Consider the following 19,617-nt stretch of genomic DNA (forward strand, 5'->3'; position numbering starts at 1 on the left):
AGTTCATCCGTAGAGCAACACGTGTGCGGGATTCACGCGTACCAGCGCGCGCGTCTGCATGGACAGCGTGAGGCCGGCCAGCAGGAAGACCAGCGCATTCGTCCATACGAAGGGCGCTGGATCGAGCGGGATGTCGACGGGAGCGACGGACACGAACAGGCTCATGCCGGCATAACAAATCGGCGTGGCGATCAGGGTTGCGATCGCCAGCATCACGAGAAAGCCCCGGTTCACGAGGAACACGATCTGCGTGGCGGAAGCGCCCATCGCCTTGCGGATCCCGACCTCCTTGATGCGGAGCGTGGCGCGCTGGGAGGCTACCCCGAAAAGCCCCATGCAGGAGATGAAGAGGGCAAACGCCGCGATGGAACCGATGAAGCGGGAAAATACCCGGATCATGAAATCGAACTCTTCGAAGACGGCCGTCTGGGGATAATAGGAAAACGCGACCTCGGGGAATTGCTGCTCCCAGCGCTCCCGCAGCATGCCGGCGACGCGACCGCGTTCGCCGGGGTCCACCCGAAGCACCATAAATTCCGGCCTGTCACTCTCCGAAAGGCCAAACAGGACAGGCTGCGCGGTCCCGCCAAGCGGATGTATGAGCACGTCGTCCACCATCCCGACGACCGTATACGCGCGCTCGTCGAAGCGCACCTGTTGCCCGACCGGGTCGGCCCAACCCTGCTGGCGCGCGAGGGTGCGATTCACCACGACCGATGTGGCGCTGTCGGCCGCGAAGGTGTCCTCGAACAGCCTTCCGGAGACGAGCCGGACACCCATGGTGGCGAGATACGATGGACCCACCCTGTAGTAGAGCGCCTCGCTTTCTTCCCCGTTCACCGAAACGGATATCGTGTTGCGCGAGGCGCCGATGTGATCTGTCGCGCCGGCGATCTGCTGGATGGACGCGATCTGCGCAAGGTCGTTGGCCATCCGCGTGAACTGCTCCGGATTCAGTTGCGGCACCACGAGGAGGGCTTCTTCGTCATACCCCCAGTCGCCGCCCGTCAAGGTATCGTCGAGCGACGTGATGATGAAGGCGACGCAGATCGTCATGATCGTAAGCACGAACTGGGTGGTGGTCAGCACACGGTTGAGGCCTTTCTTTTCGGCCAGCTTTTGTTTGCCGCGCAGAATCTCGACCGGCTGGAAGGAGGAAATGTAGAAGGCGGGATAGGCCCCCGAAACGAGCGCGATAAACGCGAGCAGGCCGGCCATCAATACCCAGAACCCGGCGTTGTGCAGCACGTCGATGCGCACCTGCATGGCGATGAGGCCGTTCATGTACGGGATCAGCACCGTCGCGGCCAGGAAGGCGCCGGCCACCAGGGCCAGAAAGCAGAGGACGAGGTTCTCGGCGAGGAACTGGGCGACGAGCTGGCGTTTTTCGGCGCCCGATGTCTTGCGGATGCCGATTTCCTTGAGCCTGCGGGCGGCGGAGCCGAGCGAGATGGTGATGTAATTGATGCACGAGATCAATAACACCAGGACGCCGACCAGTCCGATGCCGGCCATTTCCCAGATCGGGGGCGCGATGATGGCCCGATGCTCGGTCTCCCAGGCCCGGATCAGGTCCGGGTGGTTGATGTTGTCCAGGAAATACGACTGGACCTGCCAGGCCGGGTTGGCCTGATGTTGCCGGTCGATGTACCGGTTCAGTTGCGCCTCGATGGCAGGCGCGTCGTCGGGTTCAGGAATCTGGATGAACGTGGCGTCGGAGAAGCGGGCCCAGTCGGTTTCGCCGCCGGCGCCGTAGGCATCGCGGTGATCGAAGCCCACCAGGAAGTCGAAGGTGAACCGGGCGCTGGTCGGGAACGGTTCGGCAATGCCTTTCACCACGAGCATCTCGCTCCGTCCGCCCTCGAACGTGATCTCGAGCGCCTGACCCATCGCATCTCGGCCCCTGAAGTATTTGCGGGCCATTTCGGCGCTGATGATAATCGCGTTGGGTTCGGTAAGCGCGGCAGGGCTCCCCTCGGCGAGCGGGAACGTGAGCAGCTCAAAGAAGCCGGCGTCGGCGAAACCGATCGTCTCCTGGAAGGCCGTACCGTTCGAGCGTACCTGCGCGGAGGTCTCCGTGAAACGAACACTGCGCGCGATCTGGGGGAAGTCGGCAGCCAGTACCGGCCCGAGTGCAACCGGCGCGGTGCCTAGCCTTCGCGTCCCGTCCGTCTGCTCGACGGTATGCCCCACCAGATAGATCAAATCGCCGTTCTCGTGGAACCCGTCGAGTTCACCGATCACCTGCATCAGTAAAAAAAGCGTGATCGTGCAGGCGATAGCGGCCGCGAGGCCTACGAGGTTGATCGTCGAGGCGAGCCTGTTCTTTTTCAGATTGCGCCCGCCCAGAACGAGATAATTCTTGAGCATCACCCCGTTCCAGAACGCTTTTTCGAACAGCCGGTCCGGTATCAGGCGAACGACCTGTCCGCGATACCACCAGCGTGCCCGCGCCACGCCGGAGGCCGCGGCGATTTCGTTGAAATACTCCTCGTAGTCGCCCAGCGCCGTGTCCGTATGCTCCCTGAGCAGCCAGCCCAGGATGGCGGCGGCAAGCCGAGGGGGGGTGCGGTGTTCGTGTTGGTGCATGTCAGTTTCCTTCCGCCGTAAGTCCGGTGATGCCCGCCCACATCGATTGCTCGACGGTTCGGATGGATAGCAGCGCCTTGCGGCCCTCCGGGGTGAGTTGATAAATGCGCCTGGGCCGGCCGCCTCGTTCGGGCAGGGGGTCGGTGAGGTAGGACGTGAGCAGTCCCTTTTTGGTGAGCCGGTCCAGCGGTGTGTAGATCGAACTGAGCGACCAGTCGATGCCGGTGCTGTCGGCTACTTGTTTGCGGATCGGGAGGCTGTACGCCCTGTCCTGGAGCTTCCAGATGGCGAGCATCACGAACTCTTCCGGGCGGGTGAGGAGGTTCATTGGCTTGGTTATCTATTTATAGTGAAACATATACAGTGAGGTCCATGGTTTATGTTTCACTTTGAAGGATAAATATTTATTCCCGTCGCCACGGCGCGTGAATGGGGGAGCAGGTCGCCGCCGAACCTCTCCGCGCCACCCCGAGTTAAACCCCGCGAGACCCGCCAACCTCACCAACGCCACCGTCCAGATGCTCCAGATTCCGGTACTCGACCTCAGCGCGGGGTATGTCGCGCAGGAAATCGACCCTACCCTCGATCTCGTGGCCGAGATCCAGCGGCTGAAGAAGGAGAAAAATGCCGTCCTCCTCGCGCACTACTACCAGGAGGCCGACATCCAGGACATCGCCGACTACATCGGCGACTCGCTCGGGCTGGCCCGGAAGGCGGCCGATACGGACGCCGACATCATCGTGTTCGCCGGCGTGCACTTCATGGCCGAGACGGCGCTGATCGTCAACCCGGACAAAAAGGTCATCCTGCCCGACCTCAACGCCGGCTGCTCGCTGGCCGACTCCTGCCCGCCGGATGCCTTCGAGGCGTTCACGAAGGCGCATCCCGATCATTTCGTGGTGTCCTACATCAACTGCAGCGCCGGCGTGAAGGCGCTGAGCGACGTCATCGTCACCTCCTCCAACGCCGAGCACATCATCCGCCAGATTCCGGCGTCGACCCCGATCATCTTCGCGCCGGACCGCAACCTGGGGCGTTATCTGGCGAAAGAGACCGGGCGCGACATGCTCATCTGGGACGGCGTGTGCATCGTGCACGAGGTGTTCAGCGAGCAGAAGCTCGTCCAGCTCAAGGTCCGCCACCCCGAAGCGGAGGTGCTCGCGCACCCCGAGTGCGAGGAAGCCGTTCTGCGGCATGCCGACTTCATCGGTTCCACGACGGCGATCCTGCGCCGCGCCGGCAAGAGCGACAAGGACACGTTCATCGTCGCGACCGAGGCCGGCATCCTGCATCAGATGGAGAAGGCCTACCCCGAGAAGACCTTCATCGCGGCGCCGCCGGACAACGGCTGCAGCTGCAACGAGTGCCCCCACATGCGCCTCAACACGCTCGAAAAGCTGTATCTCTGTCTGAAATACGAGCAGCCCGAGTTGACGATGGACGAGGACCTGCGCAAGCGGGCGCTCGTGTCCATCGAGCGGATGCTGGAGATGAGCGCCGGCATCCAGTAGGCGCTTATGGTCCTCCTCGACTGGATCGTCGTGGCCGTGTACCTGGCGGCGACGCTCGGCATCGGCATCTACCTCGCGCGGCGCGGCTCGCAATCGATCGAGCAGTTCTTCGTGTCCGGCCGTTCGTTGCCCTGGTGGCTCGCCGGCACCTCGATGGCGGCGACGACGTTTTCGATCGACACGCCGCTGTACGTCGCCGGCGTGGTGGGCACCCGCGGTATCGCCGGCAACTGGGAGTGGTGGGCGTTCGGGATCGGGCATGTCGTCCTGATCTACGTCTTTGCCCGGCTGTGGCGGCGGAGTGAGATCATCACCGATGCCGAACTGATCGAGCGGCGCTACGGCGGGAAGCCGGCGTCGGTGCTGCGCGGCACCAAGGCGTTTCTGTTCGCCGTGCCCATCAACTGCATCGGGATCGGCTACATCATGCTGGCCGCCGTCAAGGTGGTGGGCACGCTGGGCATCTGGGAGGGCCTCGGGTTCAGCGCGGAGGAGCAGATCCTGGGGATGGACCCCAAGCTGCTAACGGTGATCGGCATCTCGGTGCTCGTGCTCGCCTATACCGGTTTTTCCGGGCTCTGGGGCGTCGTCGCGACCGATTTCTTTCAGTTCGCGCTGGCGCTGTTCGGGGCGCTGGCGGTGGCCGTGTACGCGATCGGGAGTCCGGAAGTGGGCGGGCTGGCGCAGCTGGCGGCGCGCGCGCAGGCGGCGACGGCGTTCGACGTGCTCTCGTTCGTGCCATTGACCTGGGATCCGACGTCGGCGTGGCGGCTCGTGTGGAGCGCCACCGCCGGCATCTCGTTCTCGACGTTCATGGCCTACACGCTGCTGCAGTGGTGGACCTTCCGGCGCTCCGACGGCGGGGGCGAGTTCATCCAGCGCCTCGCGGCGTCCCGCAGCGAGGCCGAGGCCGAAAAGGCGTCGTGGCTTTTCGTGATCATGCATTACGTGGTGCGGACGTGGCCCTGGATCCTGGTGGCGCTGGCGGCGCTCATCATCTATCCGGATCTGGCGGATCGGGAGCTGGGTTATCCGAAGTTGATGCTGGACTATCTGCCCGCCGGCATCCTCGGCGTCGCCGTCGCCTCGCTCCTCGCGGCCTTCATGAGCACCGTTTCCACCCAGATCAACTGGGGGGCCTCGTACCTCGTCAACGACCTCTACCGGCGCTTCGTGAAGCCCGACGCCACGCAGCGTGAACTGGTCGTCTTCGGACGCTGGGCGTCGCTGTTCATCACAGCCCTGGGGGCCGCCGCGGCGTTTTACGCGACGAGCATCCTCGACGTCTTCCGGCTCGTCATCGCGATGGGCACCGGGCCGGGCATGGTGCTCATCCTGCGCTGGTTCTGGTGGCGCATCAACGCCTCGGCCGAACTGGCCGCCATGCTCGCCGGCGTCGCGATCGGCCTCGTGACGACGCTCGTGCCGGACCTCATCATCGCGGATTTCGGGCTCCGGCTGCTGGTCATCACCGGCGTCACCACGGTGATCTGGGTATCCGTGATGTATCTCACCCCGCCCGAGACCGACGCGACGCTCCGCGCCTTTTGCGAATCCATCGAGCCGCCCGGTCCGGGATGGAAGGCGGTTCGCGCGCAGTATGGTCTCCGGCCGGCGCAGCCGCTTCAGCCGATGCTGCTCAAGTCCGCCGCGGCGCTGGCGCTACTTTTCGGGCTGATGTTCGGGATCGGCGGGCTGCTGCTGCTCCGATGGGGGGTGGCGATCGGGATGGGCGTGCTCGCCGCCGCCGGCTATGTCGCCTTGCGCCGCATGGACTGAACGCGCGGGTGAAACACTATGCCGGCTGGCTCATAGGATGGCCATCGGTCACGTGCGAATTGACATGGCTCAGGAGTTTACAATACCGTTATTTCCGCTCGGCATGGTGCTTTATCCGGCCGAGCAGCTTTCGTTGCACATCTTCGAGCCGCGGTACCGCGAGATGGTGGCCGACTGTCTCGAAACGGACCTGCCGTTCGGCATCGTGTACACGAGCGAGGGCAAGATGGCCCAGATCGGGTGCACGGCGCGGATCAGCAATGTACCGACCCGCTACGAAGACGGCCGGATGGACATCGTGGTGGTGGGGGAAAAACGGTTTCGCGTGCGGGAGCTATTCGACGACCGGGCGTATCTGCAGGGCCGGGTGGAGACGGTGGTCGAGCCGCGGGAGCCGCTACGGGTGGATCTTCGGGAGCGGGTGATCACGCAGCACATGCGGCTGCTCGAACTGGCCGGCCGCACCGTACGTCCGTACCTGTACGAAAGCGACGAAGGCATCTCGTACTTCATCGCCCACAACGCCGGCCTGAACCTGGATCAAAAACAGGAAGTGCTGGAGATGCTGACGGAGAACGAACGCATCCACTTCCTGACGCGCCATCTGGAGTCCCTCATCCCGCAGGTCGAACAGGTCGAGGACGTGCGCAAAAAAGTCCAGAGCAACGGCCACTTCAAGGATTTTCCCTCGGGTGAACTGTAACGGCGTGCACGGAAATCCTGCCGGATGCGGAGAACGGTTCGAGGATCGACGTGCAATGATAAAGACAAAAAAGCCCTGGACAGGATACAGGCCGCCTGGAACGGCAAACGCAGGCTTCAACGGAATCCCTGCGATGGCATGAAGCTACCCACTCGCGGATACGGACGATAGAACGGATGCTGAAACTCGGACCCTTTGCCCTGCACACGATAGAAACCGGCCGCTTTGCGCTGGATGGCGGCGCCATGTTCGGCATCGTCCCGAAACCGCTGTGGGAACGCAAGATCCCGGCCGATGCGAAAAACCGCATCCCCATGCACATGCGCTGTCTGCTGATCGAGGCCGGCGACCGGCTCGTGCTGGTGGACAATGGGCTGGGCGATAAATACGACGCGAAGTTCAGGGACATCTACGCCGTCGATCAGGAGACGTACGAACTCCACGACGCGCTCCGGCACGCCGGCTTCACGGCCCGCGACGTCACGGATGTCATCCTCACGCACCTGCATTTCGATCACTGCGGCGGCTCGACGCGGCACAGCGGCGACCGGCTTGAGATCGTGTTCGACCGCGCCACGCATCACGTGCAGCGCCGGCACTGGGAGTGGACGAAGACGCCCAACGTGCGGGAGCGCAATTCCTTCCTCGCCGAAAACCTCGAGCCCCTCGGCGCATCCGGCCAGCTGGCGTTTCTCGACGGGCGGACGGAGATCCTGCCCGGCATCGAGGTGCTACCCGTGGAGGGGCACACGGTGGGGATGCAGCTGGTGAAAGTCAGCACCGGCGCGGAGACGCTGGTGCATATGGCCGACCTGCTGCCGACGTCGGCGCACCTGGCGCCGGCATGGAATATGGCGTACGATCTGTTTCCGATGGAAACTATTCGGGAGAAAGCGGCATTTCTTGACGAAGCCGAGGCCGGCGGGTGGCGTCTCTTTTACGAGCACGACCCCGTCGTCGAGATCAGCAGCCTCAAACGAACCGATGCCGGCGTAGTGGTGGAGGCCCCACGCCGGCTCGACGCTTTCTGAGCCGTTCATGCGGGCCGTCGTTTGTCTGGACGACCCTCCATTCTTCTGTACCTCTCCAACGCCTTCGCGTGCCGCGAAAGGGAGCGTTTTCTTATGGCAGAACTTCCTGCCCCAGTCGTTACGATGGACGAACCGGGTATTTTTGGCGCCGATACGCTGGTGATCCTCGCGCCGGCGCGTGATGCGGCCCGGTATGTGGCCGTCTGCGAACACGCGCATCTGGCCAAGACCACCGTGACCGTGCGGGATCTCGATGCGCTGTCCGCGCTCTTCAGCCAGCGCGCGGTGGATGCCGTCCTGGTCGACGCGCGTATGCCGGGAGCAGACCTCGATAACCTGGACGCGCTGGGGGAGGCGTTCTGGATGGACACGGATGTGGTGGCCCTCTCGGATGAGCCCTCCGGGCCGCAGCTCGAGGGCGGCATCGAACGCCTGACGGTCGTGCCGGCCGTCGCCGGTGCCGCCGTCGCCGACGACACGGTCCGCATCCATCTCGAAAGCGTGCTGTACCGCCGCATCCTCCGCAGGCTGGGGTTGATGGTACGACGGGAGTACGAGCAAGCGCAGCTGCTGACGCAGACCCGGAAAGGCTTGTCGTCGTTTTATCACGACATCAACAATCCGCTCTCGATCCTGTCCGGCAACGCGCAACTGCTCATCGAGATCGGTCGGCAGATGCAGCTGGATGAAGACCTGATGGCGCCGCTCCGCGATGTGGAAGAATCGAGCCGCCGGCTGCACACGGATTTGCAGCGCATCGTCCGCATGAAAGAGACGATCGCCAACTCCGGGCTTGAGTTGTCCGCGAAGTCGGCCGATACTCCCTGATACGCCCCGGGTCCCGGGTTCTTCGGCTTTGGAACCTGACTCCCGACATGGTGTTCTTAGCCTCATAATTGACAGTGCGGTACGCTTTCCCGCTGGTGCGGCCGCTCGAAATACCACGCCTTCCTACGCTACCCGCCTATCGAAATCATTCTGTTACGAAATTAGTTTAACTTGCGCGGACGAAACCGCGCCGTTGTGTCCGCTACGTAACAGCTACTCCTTTCTGCACGGCACGTACCGCCTACAGGCTCGCCGCGCCGAGGAGCGTAACGCAAGGAATTTCGATGGTTTTGGCTCAGGGCCGCTTCATAGCGTTCGTTATCCTTTTCGCTTCGATGGCGTTTTTGTCCGCGCGCGGGCAAGATGCGTCCTTTCGGGTTGTCGAGGAGCGCGCCAACGGGCTGACGATCGAAGTCAACGCCGCGTGGAACCGCTCGCTCAAGGTCACCCTCGACAGCCTCGGCGCCACATCGCTCACGTCTGCCGTGGCCTCCGCGATCGCCGGCGGGCTCTTCAGCGACTCCGACCTCCTCACGCTCCCGTCGATGGCGCTGCCGGACGTGCAGGTTGTCTCCTCTGATTTTGACGAGATCGCGTTGCCGGCCGGCGACGCCTCGCCCGCCTTGCGCACCTCACTGGCCGAACCGACGGCCGCTGCCGAAGCCCTCGGCGTCTACCGGAAACGCCCGACCGCCTCGCTGCGCGTGCAGCTCGTCCAGTACGACGAAGACGCCCAGGTGCTACGCCGCTACCGCCGCGTCCGCATCGATGTCCGCTACCGCGATGCGGCAGCCAATGCCCGGCAGGTGAGCGCGGTGCGCAATGCGCAGGTCGCCGTCGAGCAAAGCGTACTGGCCGATGGCACGGTCTACCGCATCCCTATCACCGAGGAAGGCATCTACAAGATCGACCGGGCCTTTCTGGCCGGCCTCGGGCTCAACCCGGCGACCATCGAGCCCAATCAGATCAAGATCTACGGCAACGGCGGCGCGCCGGTGCCGGCTCTGAACGCGGCGCCCCGCGCGGCCGACCTCGTCGAGAACCCGGTGTTCGTCCGGGGCGGAGGCGACGGCTCGTTCGGGGACAACGATGTGCTGCTTTTTTACGGCGCGGCGCCGAGCGGATGGCGCATCAACGAGGAGACGGCGCGATGGGCGCATTACGTCCATCCGTTCTCCAATGAAAATGCGTATTTCCTCAAGGTGTCCAGCGGCGATGGGCAGCGCGTGGACGCCGGGGCTTTCCCGGCCTATCCCGACGCCGAACGGCTCGATCAGGTGGAAGGCCGGCTGTTCGTCGATTTCGACGACTTCAACTGGAGCAAGCAGAACGGCAGCGGACTCACCTGGCTGAGCAGCCCGATCAGTCCGACCGGCCGGCTGGATATCCTCTCCAGCGTGCAGGCCCCCGGGTTTGCGGGCGGACTCGTGCAGTACACGGCGCAGGTCGCCATCAAATCGAATCCCTCTGCGTTCGCCTATTTTAATGCCGGCAGCGTGCGACTCGCCCAGGCGCTGACTGGCGCCGTCCGTCCCGGCGAGGAGACGCCGTCCGCGCTGCTGACGACGGTCGATTTCGAGCAGACGCTCGATGCCGGCGCGCCGCTTTCGCTGTCGATGACCCTGCAGCCGCAGTCGAACTCGCCCGAGGCGGCACTCGACTGGCTGCGCGTGTTTTATCCGCAGCGGCTCACCGCTGAAAACGGGCGCGTGCGTTTCGTGACGCCGGCCAACCAGTCGGGCCGGTTCGAGTTCGTGCTGTCCGGATTTTCGTCTGAACCCCAGGTGTGGGATGTCACCGATCCGGCCGCGATCCAGCGCCTGGCCGTCCAGGCTGAAGGCTCGGGTTACCTCGCCCAGATCGAGGTGGCCGACGGCGCGCGTCCGCGCGAACTGATCGCCTTCGTGGAAACCGTGGCCGAGCCGCTCGATGCCGGCGCCGCCGTCACCGTGCCCACCCAGAACCTGCACGCCGAGGCGGCCTCGCCGCGCTTCCTGATCATCACGCCGGCCCTCTTCAAACCCTACGCCGACGAGCTGGCCGCCCGGCGCTCGGCGCAGGGCATCCCGACGCTGGTGACGCAGATCGAGCAGATCTACAACGAATTTTCGGGCGGCCTGGTAGATATGCGCGCGGCGCGGGATTACATCCGCTTCCTCTACGACCGTGCGCCGACCGACGGGCAGCGGTTGCAATACGTCCTTTTCTACGGCGACGGGCATTACAACTACCGCGGACTCGGCGGCGAGCGTCTCGAAAACACCAACTGGATCCCGCCCTACGAGGCCGAGGATTCACTCGTGCCGGACAAGTCGTACACCAGCGACGACTATTTCGGGCTGCTCGATCCGGACGAAGGGCTCTGGCCGTACGACACGTTCAGCTCGCCGGCGCCTCGCGGCGCAATCGTCGAACGCGTGGATATCGGCATCGGCCGTTTCCCGGTACAGACGGAGGCCGATGCGCAGAACGTACTCGAGAAGGTCAAGCGCTACGAGGATCCCGAAACATACGGCTCCTGGCGGTCGGTCTACACCTTCCTGGCGGACGACGGCCCGACGGGGCTCTCCGGTACGCAAAACGATGCCGACCTGCACCTGCAGAACGCGGACGTCGTGGCGGAGCTGGTGAAGGACCGCTACGCCAACGTCAATGTCCGCAAGATCTACGCGTCGTCGTTCCAGCGCGTGTTTCGGAACGGCTTCAAGATTCCCGAGGCGCGCAACGAGATCATCAACGCCCTGAAGGAAGGCACCCTCGTGGTCAACTACAGCGGCCACGGCGGCGAGGAAGGCCTCGCGCAGGAGTCGATCTTCACCCGCGAGGATGCCGAGGCGCTCGACAATGCCGACCGGCTGGCCATCTTCGTCACGGCCACCTGTTCGTTTGGCTGGTGGGACCTCGCCGGCTTCCAGAGCGGCGCCGAGACGCTGCTGCTCAATCCGAACGGCGGCGCCGTCGCGCTGCTGACGACCGTGCGCCTCGTTTATACCAGCCCGGATTCGACGAGCCTCAATGTGGGCCTCAATCGCCGGCTTACGCAGGAGATGTTCCAGCTGGACGCCAATGGCCAGCCGCGCCGGCTCGGCGACATCCTGCGCATCACCAAGAATACGACGGTCGGCCTCCAGGGCAACAACCGGAAATTCAACCTGCTCGGCGACCCGACGATGCGCATCGGCATCCCGGGGTACCAGGCGCGCGTCGAAACCGTCAACGGCCAGCCCGTCGACGGGCAGACGGTGCCGCTGCGCGCGCTGGACCGGGTCACCATCGATGGGACCATCCTCGATGGAGCCGGCCAGCTCGACGCCTCGTTCGACGGACAGGTCGTCCTCAGCGTGTTCGATGCCGAGCGCCAGGTCGATATCGCGGACCAGCGCTGGATGCCCCGACCCTATTACACCGTCCGGGAAGACCTGCTCTGGCGCGGTCAGGTGCAGGCCAAACAGGGGCGTTACCAGGCCGTATTCGTCGTGCCCAAGGACATCTCGTACAGCAACGCCGCCGGCCGCATCTCGGTCTACGCCGCCTCGGGTACCGAACAGGCGCTCGGTTTCACCGAGAACGTGATCGTGGGCGGCACGTCGGACAACCCGCCGAACGACAGCCGCGGCCCCGAACTTTCGCTCTTCCTCAACGACACCACCTTCGTGTCGGGCGGCCTCACGAACGCCAGCCCCCAGCTGATCGTCCGGCTCTTCGATGAGAGCGGCATCAATACGGTGGGCGCCGGCGTGGGGCATGAAATGCTCCTCGTGATCAACGGCGACGAGGCGAATGCCGTCGATATCGGCAACGCCTTCCAGAGCGACGAAAACTCGTACCAGCGCGGGACGGTCACCTGGAATCTGACCGAACAGGAGCAGGGCTTCAACACGCTTTCGCTCCGCGCGTGGGACGTGCTCAATAACTCCAACACCGCGACGCTGGATTACATCGTCGCCGACGAGCAGGACCTCGTCCTGCGCAACGTATTTACCTATCCGAATCCGACGGCCGGGCTCACCCGCTTCGTGTTCGAGCACAACCAGGCCGGCAACCCGCTGGCGAAGGTGCAGGTGCGCATCTACACGGTCACGGGCCGGCTGGTGCGCACGCTCGAGACCGAGGACCTGCTGGGGGGCGGCCCCTTTCAGCTGGAGTGGGATGGGCTCGACGAAGATGCGGATCCCCTGGCCGCCGGCGTCTACCTCTACAAACTCCGCGTAGAGATGGACCGCGAGGACGGCGAACGGCACGTTTCCGAACAGATCGAGAAACTGGCCATCATTCGATAATCCGAAACCTGGTAGCGCTGGCCGATTGTGGGATCTATCCCGTCAATGGGTCGTTTGGCGCGATATTATCATAAACGTATGCATCACCCTTCAGGCAGGAAAGACGCACACTCTGGCAAACGCTCTTTCTCGATGTTTAAAAAAACGACGACCATGAATCCTACCCATTCTTCCAGCGCGGCCTCTCCGACAGCCCCTCTTCGCCTGGTATGCGCGTTTCTTGTGACGATTATGATGGCCGGCCTCACCGTTCCTGCGATGGCGCAGGTGGGCGGCGCCGCGGTCGTGTTCCTCAAGATCGAGCCCGATAGCCGCGCCGCCGGCATGGGCAACGCCGGCGTGGCCCTGGCCGACAACGCCAGCGCCAACTTCTGGAATCCGGCCGGCCTGGCCTTCCAGCAAGGCACCGAACTCGGCCTCACGCACTCGAACTGGCTGCCGGAGTTTAATGCCGGCCTCTTCTACGAGTACCTGATGGCGAAAAAGAGCGTACCGGGCATCGGTACCTTCGGCGCCCACGTGACCTACCTCTTCCTCGGCGAACATGAAGGCCGCGACGGCCAGAACAACCCCACGGGCACGTTCCGCTCCTACGACCTCGCCACCGGCATCTCGTACGGCCTCAAGGTGACGCCGACCCTCTCGCTCGGCACCAGCCTCCGCTTCATCTACTCCAACCTCGCGCCGGGCACGAGCGTCGAGGGGCAGGAGACGAAAGCCGGCGTCGCCGTCGCGTTCGACCTCGCCGCCCTCTACCGCACGCGCCCGATGAACCTCGGGGCGAGCAAGGGCGTCTTCTCCGCCGGCTTCAACCTCGCCAACATGGGCCCCGAAGTCCAGTACTCGGATAGCGAGCAGGCGGACCCGATCCCGACCAACATCCGTATGGGATGGGCGTTCACCGTCGATTTCGACGAGTTCAACCGCCTCACCATCGTCAACGACTTCAACAAGGACCTCATCAAGGTCGACTCCCTCAACAACGCCGATCCCTTCTACAAGGCGATCTTCAGCGCCTGGTCGCCGATCGAGGTGCGCACCAACGCCCTCCAGGACGATGCGGCCGAGCTGGAAACATTGAGCGTGTTCGAGCAGATGACCGTCGGCGTCGGCCTCGAGTACTGGTACAACAACCTCTTCGCGCTCCGCTCGGGGTACTTCTACGAGAACCCGTACAACGGCAACCGGAAGTTCCTCACGCTCGGCGCCGGCATCCGGTACAACATCATCGGGGTGGACTTCTCGTACATCTACGCCCTCGAAGAAAATTCGCCGCTTGCGAATACCATGCGTTTCTCGCTGTTGCTGAACTTCGCGCGGTAAACGATCACGGGTCATCCCGGGCCTGATCCGGGATTTGGTGGGATGGCTTTCCTGCCGAATCCTGGCTCGGGTCCGGGTGGCTTTTTTACGATGGCGCGGGCTGTACGGTGTTGATGAGCCTATCTCGGCATAAAAAGGCATACCCTGGCGGGGTCTTCGCAGGCCCCCTTCTTTTTTTATGCCTGTCGATTTTTATCCTCCCGGCTTCGGCGCAGTCGCCGCGGCGGCCGGCGGCGCCGGCGTATGACCTCGTCGTGCTCCGCGTGGAATTCCAGCCGGACACCACACGGTTCACGACGGGCAACGGCACCTTCGATGCGCCCCTGTTCGATACGCTGGCCACCCGCATCGATCCACTGCCGCACGACGCGGCGTATTTCGACGCCCACCTCCAGTTTCTCCAGAACTACGTCGCCCGCGTGTCGGACGGGCAGACCGTCATCCGCACCCACCTGCTGCCGGACGTGGTGCGCGTTTCCGGGAAGATGGCGGACTACAGCCCGACCGGCCTCGACGCCGAAAGCGATGCCGAGCGCGCCAAACTCGCCCGCCTCGTCGAAGAGGCCTGGGGCATCGCCGACGCCTCGTCCGCCTTCGATGCCTCGGGGCTCGACCCGGCGACTACGGCGTTCCTGCTCTTTCACGCCGGCGTCGGGCGAGACATCGAACTGATCGGCACCACGCTCGACAAAACCCCGCAGGACCTGCCGTCCATCTTTTTTGGCGAGGAAACGTTGCAGCGCCTCGCCGGCCCCATCGCGTTCAAGGGCCTGCCCGTCACCAGCACGATGGTCATGCCGCGGACCGAGTCGCGCAAGGGCTTCGACTTTATCGGCGACCGGGAATTCGTGATCGAGTTTTCGATCAACGGTCTGCTCGCCGCGAGCTTCTTTAACTACCTCGGGGTCCCCGATCTCTTTAATACCGAAGACGGACAGAGCGCCATCGGGCCCTTCGGGCTCATGGATCCGCTGGGTCTGTTTGCCTACAACGGCCTGCTCGCTCCGGAGCCCTCGGCGTGGACAAAGTATTTTCTCGGATGGATCGATCCGCCGGTCGTGACGGGCGATCAGGACGTGATTTCGGACCTGTCGCCGGCTTCCGATCCGGCCGGCTCAGATGCCGTCCGCATCCCGATCTCGAGCGCCGAATATTTCCTGGTGGAGCACCGAAACCGCGACGTGGAGGGGGACGGGCTCGTGCTGCGGGTCTATCGCGACGGGGCGATCGTGGAGGATCGCTTCGCCAACGGCGATGAAGCCTTCAACAGCGTGGATGTGGACGCCTTTGCCGGCGGCGTGATCGTCGACGCCGACAACTTCGACTGGGCGCTTCCGGGCGGACTCGACGAGGACGGCAACGAACTCAACGGCGGTATCCTGATCTGGCACGTCGACGAGCGGGTGATCGCCGCCGGCCTGGCGGACAACCGGGTCAACGTCGATCCCGAGCGCCGGGGCGTCGACCTGGAGGAGGCGGACGGGGCGCAGGACATCGGTTTTCCCTCGGGCAACCCGTTCGCGCCGCAGTCGCACCTGGGTTCGCCGTTCGACTTCTATTATGCGGGCAACCCGGTCGTTGTGATCACGGCGACGGGCGAGGAAGTACGGCTCTACGAGAACCGGTTCGGGCCGTCGACCTACCCGAGCAGCGTCTCCAACGATGGGGCGAACAGCTTCGTCGTGCTGGAGGAATTTTCGGAGCGCGGGCCGGTGATGCGCTTCACCTATCGCCGGGCGGCGGCCGACGGCTTTGCGCCGATAGGAGGATGGCCGGAGCTGACGAACGTGTCCGCCGGCGAAGGGAGTTATGTCCTGGAAGCTGGCGATGGCGCGTTGGTCATTGCCAACGATCTGGACCTGGCGGTCGTCAGCGATGGCGCCGTTTTGCGCCCCGGCGCGCGACGGGCCTCGGACCCGGTGATCGGGGGTGATGGCGCGGTCTATTTCCTTCATGAGACGGCGGATCGCCAGCTTGGCTACGGACGCTATGCGGACGGGCAGTTTTCCTTCGTGGCCTTCAACCTCGGCGCCGGCTACCGGGCTGTGCCGGGGCGGGCGAGTCTGGTGTACGATGCGGTGAACGGGCTTTACGCCGCGCTGGTCGAAGGCGGCAACGACGGAAGTCTCAGCGTCCTTACGTTCGATCCGACGGCGCCGTTCGCCGGCCCGACCCTGCCGATCACCGTCGAGCCGATCGTCGCGCCCCGATCCATCGCCGCGCCGGCCTCCGGCGGGGTCGCCGTATGGACGCCGGAAGGCGTGACCCTGCTGGGCCGCTCCGAGCGCTGGGCGTTGCCTCTGGCGGATGGGCCAGCGAGTCAGCTTGTTATGGGCGACGAGGAAGCCGGCCTGGTGGGCATCGTGCCGCAAAAGAGCGGCGGGGTGCTGCACTGGCTGCTGCCCGACGGCGCGGTGAGCAGCGTTCCGCTGCAGACCTGGGGAGATGCCGAATCCCGATTGCGCTCGTTCCCGATCCTCGCCGACGTCGACGCCGACGGCCGGCTGGACGCGCTGGTCGTCTACGGCAGGCAGCTGATGGCGATCACGCAGGGGGGAGGGATGGCCGACGGCTTCCCGATCGCGCTGCCGGCGGACGTCCAGGCGCAGCCGCTCCTGGCGCGATTTGCGGCGGATGGGCCCCAGGCCGTTGTCGTCGCCGCGGTGGACGGGATGGTCTATGCATACGACCTCGGCGCGCCCGGCGAGCAGGTGGCGGGATTCCCGCTGGCGGTGGGGCGCGAGGCCTGGGCTACGCCGTTATTGCAGGATGAACGTCTGGTCGCGGTGGATGTCGACGGCCACCTCGCGGGGTGGACGATCGACGGCCTGAACGACATCTGGTGGGGGAAGCTCTATCAGGGGCCGGGCAACGGCAGCGCCGTCACGCTCACCACGCCGGCACCGGGCCCGGAAGCCGGAAACGACGGCCTCCTCGTCGCGGCCGACACGTACAACTGGCCCAACCCGATCCGCGACGGCCGCACCTTCGTCCGGCTCCGTCCGACCCGGGATGTGCGCGTCCGCATCACCATCGTGGACGCCGCCGGCAGCCTCATCGACCGCATCGACGTGCCCGACGTCCGCGCCGGCGTGCCGACGGACATCCCCTGGCAGACGGAGGCCGCGAGCGGCATTTACTACGCCCGCATCGAAGCAACCGACGCGTCGGGCGCGACGGAAACGGCGCTGGTCAAAATGGCGGTGATTCGATGATGCGTACAAACCATACTGATGTCGTCTCGGCCACCCCGAAAGTTGTATTGATCGACACGAATGTGGTCTCGGCCACCCCGCATGTTGTATTGATCGACACGAATGTCGTCTCGGCCACCCCGAATGTTGTATTGATCGACACGAATGTGGTCTCGGCCACCCCGAATGTCATCTCGACCGGAGTCGCCGCGCAGCGGCGAAGAAGCGGAGAGACCTCCTCGAGATGGGCACTGTGCATGTCTACAGGAGGTCCCTCCGCTACCGCGCCGTTGGGCGGCGCTTCCGGTCGGGAAGACAAAGGGGACGGGTCTTTGGGAGATCCCTCCGCTGCCGCGCCGCTGGGCGGCGCTTCCGGTCGGGAAGACAAAGGGTGCGGGTCTTTGGGAGGTCCCTCCGCTACCGCGCCGCTGGGCGGCGCTTCCGGTCGGGAAGACAAAGGGGACGGGTCTTTGGGAGGTCCCTCCGCTACCGCGCCGCTGCGCGGCGCTTCCGGTCGGGAAGACAAAGGGGGCGGGTCTTTGGGAGGTCCCTCCGCTACCGCGCCGCTGGGCGGCGCTTCCGGTCGGGAAGACAAAGGGGGCGGGTCTTTGGGAGGTCCCTCCGCTACCGCGCCGCTAGGCGGCGCTTCCGGTCGGGTGGACACATGGGTATGGGCGCTGCTGCTACTAATCCTGGCGCTGGCTCGCCCGGCGGTGGCGCAGGAATCCATCGCGTTTTACGACTTTGCGCGGCCCGACCTGCACTGGTATACCATCGACACCGAGCATTTCCACATCATCTATCACCAGGATGACGACGGGAAGGGATCGAGCCGGACGGCGCAGGTCGTGGCGCGTATCGCCGAGGAGATCTACGGACCGATCACGGGCCTCTACCAGCACGAACCCGATACCCGGGTGGCCATCATCCTGAAGGATTTCGAGGACTACTCGAACGGGGCGGCGTATTTCTTCGACAACAAGATCGAAATCTGGGCGCCGAGCCTGGATACCCCGCTTCGGGGCGACCACAACTGGCTCCGCAACGTGATCTCGCACGAGTTCACGCACATCATCCAGGTGCAGACCGCGATGAAGATGAGCCGGCGCGTGCCGTTTCTCTACTTCCAACTCCTGGGCTATGAGAACGTCCGCCGGCCCGACGTGCTGTACGGCTATCCCAACGTCATCGTCACCTACCCCATCGCCGGCATCAGCAACCCGGCCTGGCTGGCGGAGGGCACGGCGCAGTATCAGCGCGCCTGGCTGGGGTACGACGATTGGGATTCCCATCGCGACATGCTGCTGCGGACGCGGGTGCTGGCGAACGAGCAGCTGTCCCTGGCGGACATGGGCGGATTTTATTCCCACAGCAGCCTCCTGCGCGAGACCGTCTACAACCAGGGGTATGCCTTTACGCGGTACCTCGCCGGCATGTACGGCGAGGACGTTCTGCGCCGCATCAGCGTGGCGCTCGGCGAATGGCGAAACTGGAACGTGGACCGGGCCATCGCGGAGGCCGTGGGCAAGCCGGCGTCGGTGGTGTACGACGAATGGGTCGCCAGCCTGAAAGCCAGTTACGAACAGGAGACGGCGCGTATCTTCGCCAACAAGGTCGAAGGCCGCATCGTCGAGCCCGACGGCTTCGCCAATTTTTATCCCCGGTTTTCGCCCGACGGGAATCGACTGGCCTACACGTCGAACCGGGGCGAGGATTTTTCGTCGACCAGCCTGTACATCCGCGACCTCGCGACCGGGAAGCTGGCGCGTTACGAGATCGATATGGGCGACGACGCGCCCGATCTGGTGCACACCTGCATGATGGGGCACCGGCTCGTGCGGTCGGTCGATCGCGCGATCGACTGGCGCCCCGACGGGAAGACGATCGTGTATGCCCGCCGGCGCGATTCGCCGGAAGGGCATCTCGTGGCCGATCTGTACGAACTCGACCTGGATACCCGAAAGAAAACGAGGCTGACCGAAGGCCAGCGGGCCACCTCGCCGGCCTATTCGCCGGCCGGGCGCCAGATCGCGTTCGTCCAGCAAGGCGACGGCACCACGAACCTCGCGCTGTTCGACGTGGAATCGGAAGTCGTGCGCCCCATCACGGCGTTCGACGACGGCACGCAGGTCAGCGACCCGGCCTGGGATCCGACGGGCAGCTGGATCTATTATGGCCGGCAGATCGGCCACGGGCGCGACCTCTACCGCATCCGGCCGGATGGGCGCGACGATCAGCCGGTGCTGGCCACGCCCGACGACGAGCGCTCGCCGGCGTTCGACGCCGACGGTCGGCTCTATTTCTCGAGCGATCGCACCGGCATCTTCAACATCTACCGGATGACCGACGACGGCGCACCGGAGCAGCTCACCAACGTCG

12 protein-coding genes are annotated in these 19,617 nt (G+C 64.6%); 9 read left to right on the forward strand and 3 right to left on the reverse strand.

Annotation, left to right across the window (positions count from 1 at the left end; all coding sequences use genetic code 11):
• Positions 1 to 3: 3 nt before the first annotated feature.
• Entirely contained in the window at positions 4 to 2,589 is a 2,586-nt protein-coding gene (locus R2834_11230) for an ABC transporter permease (protein MEZ4700894.1), read from the reverse strand.
• Position 2,590: 1 nt separating this feature from the next.
• Positions 2,591 to 2,917 carry a helix-turn-helix transcriptional regulator gene (locus R2834_11235; GenBank protein MEZ4700895.1) on the reverse strand — a complete coding sequence of 109 codons (327 nt, stop codon included), beginning with the start codon at positions 2,915 to 2,917 and terminating at the stop codon, positions 2,591 to 2,593.
• Between the two features lie 190 nt (positions 2,918 to 3,107).
• Between R2834_11235 and nadA the strand changes: the two genes are divergently transcribed.
• From nadA to R2834_11275, 8 genes are all read left to right on the forward strand, one after another.
• Positions 3,108 to 4,100: a quinolinate synthase NadA gene (gene nadA, locus R2834_11240; GenBank protein MEZ4700896.1), complete on the forward strand. Its 993-nt coding sequence runs from the start codon at positions 3,108 to 3,110 to the stop codon at positions 4,098 to 4,100.
• Positions 4,101 to 4,106: 6 nt separating this feature from the next.
• Complete coding sequence (locus R2834_11245) at positions 4,107 to 5,879, forward strand: sodium:solute symporter family protein (GenBank protein ID MEZ4700897.1); 1,773 nt, start codon at positions 4,107 to 4,109, stop codon at positions 5,877 to 5,879.
• Between the two features lie 64 nt (positions 5,880 to 5,943).
• Positions 5,944 to 6,582, forward strand: coding sequence for an LON peptidase substrate-binding domain-containing protein (locus tag R2834_11250; protein ID MEZ4700898.1), 639 nt, complete (start codon positions 5,944 to 5,946; stop codon positions 6,580 to 6,582).
• 176 nt (positions 6,583 to 6,758) lie between these two features.
• Positions 6,759 to 7,613 (forward strand): MBL fold metallo-hydrolase, encoded by an 855-nt coding sequence (locus tag R2834_11255; GenBank protein MEZ4700899.1) that lies wholly within the window; start codon positions 6,759 to 6,761, stop codon positions 7,611 to 7,613.
• Between the two features lie 123 nt (positions 7,614 to 7,736).
• Positions 7,737 to 8,441: a histidine kinase dimerization/phospho-acceptor domain-containing protein gene (locus tag R2834_11260; GenBank protein ID MEZ4700900.1), complete on the forward strand. Its 705-nt coding sequence runs from the start codon at positions 7,737 to 7,739 to the stop codon at positions 8,439 to 8,441.
• Between the two features lie 335 nt (positions 8,442 to 8,776).
• Complete coding sequence (gene porU / locus R2834_11265) at positions 8,777 to 12,721, forward strand: type IX secretion system sortase PorU (GenBank protein ID MEZ4700901.1); 3,945 nt, start codon at positions 8,777 to 8,779, stop codon at positions 12,719 to 12,721.
• A gap of 231 nt (positions 12,722 to 12,952) precedes the next feature.
• Positions 12,953 to 14,044: a type IX secretion system outer membrane channel protein PorV gene (gene porV, locus R2834_11270; protein MEZ4700902.1), complete on the forward strand. Its 1,092-nt coding sequence runs from the start codon at positions 12,953 to 12,955 to the stop codon at positions 14,042 to 14,044.
• Positions 14,045 to 14,298: 254 nt separating this feature from the next.
• Positions 14,299 to 17,259 carry a hypothetical protein gene (locus R2834_11275; protein ID MEZ4700903.1) on the forward strand — a complete coding sequence of 987 codons (2,961 nt, stop codon included), beginning with the start codon at positions 14,299 to 14,301 and terminating at the stop codon, positions 17,257 to 17,259.
• Here the strand turns inward: R2834_11275 and R2834_11280 are convergent.
• Entirely contained in the window at positions 17,237 to 17,497 is a 261-nt protein-coding gene (locus R2834_11280) for a hypothetical protein (protein ID MEZ4700904.1), read from the reverse strand. The genes R2834_11275 and R2834_11280 overlap by 23 nt on opposite strands.
• A 397-nt stretch (positions 17,498 to 17,894) precedes the next feature.
• Between R2834_11280 and R2834_11285 the strand changes: the two genes are divergently transcribed.
• On the forward strand, positions 17,895 to 19,617 hold a 1,723-nt coding region (locus tag R2834_11285), incomplete at its 3' end, for a hypothetical protein (protein ID MEZ4700905.1).

This window comes from Rhodothermales bacterium (assembly GCA_041391505.1).
Lineage (GTDB): Bacteria > Bacteroidota > Rhodothermia > Rhodothermales > JAHQVL01 > JAWKNW01.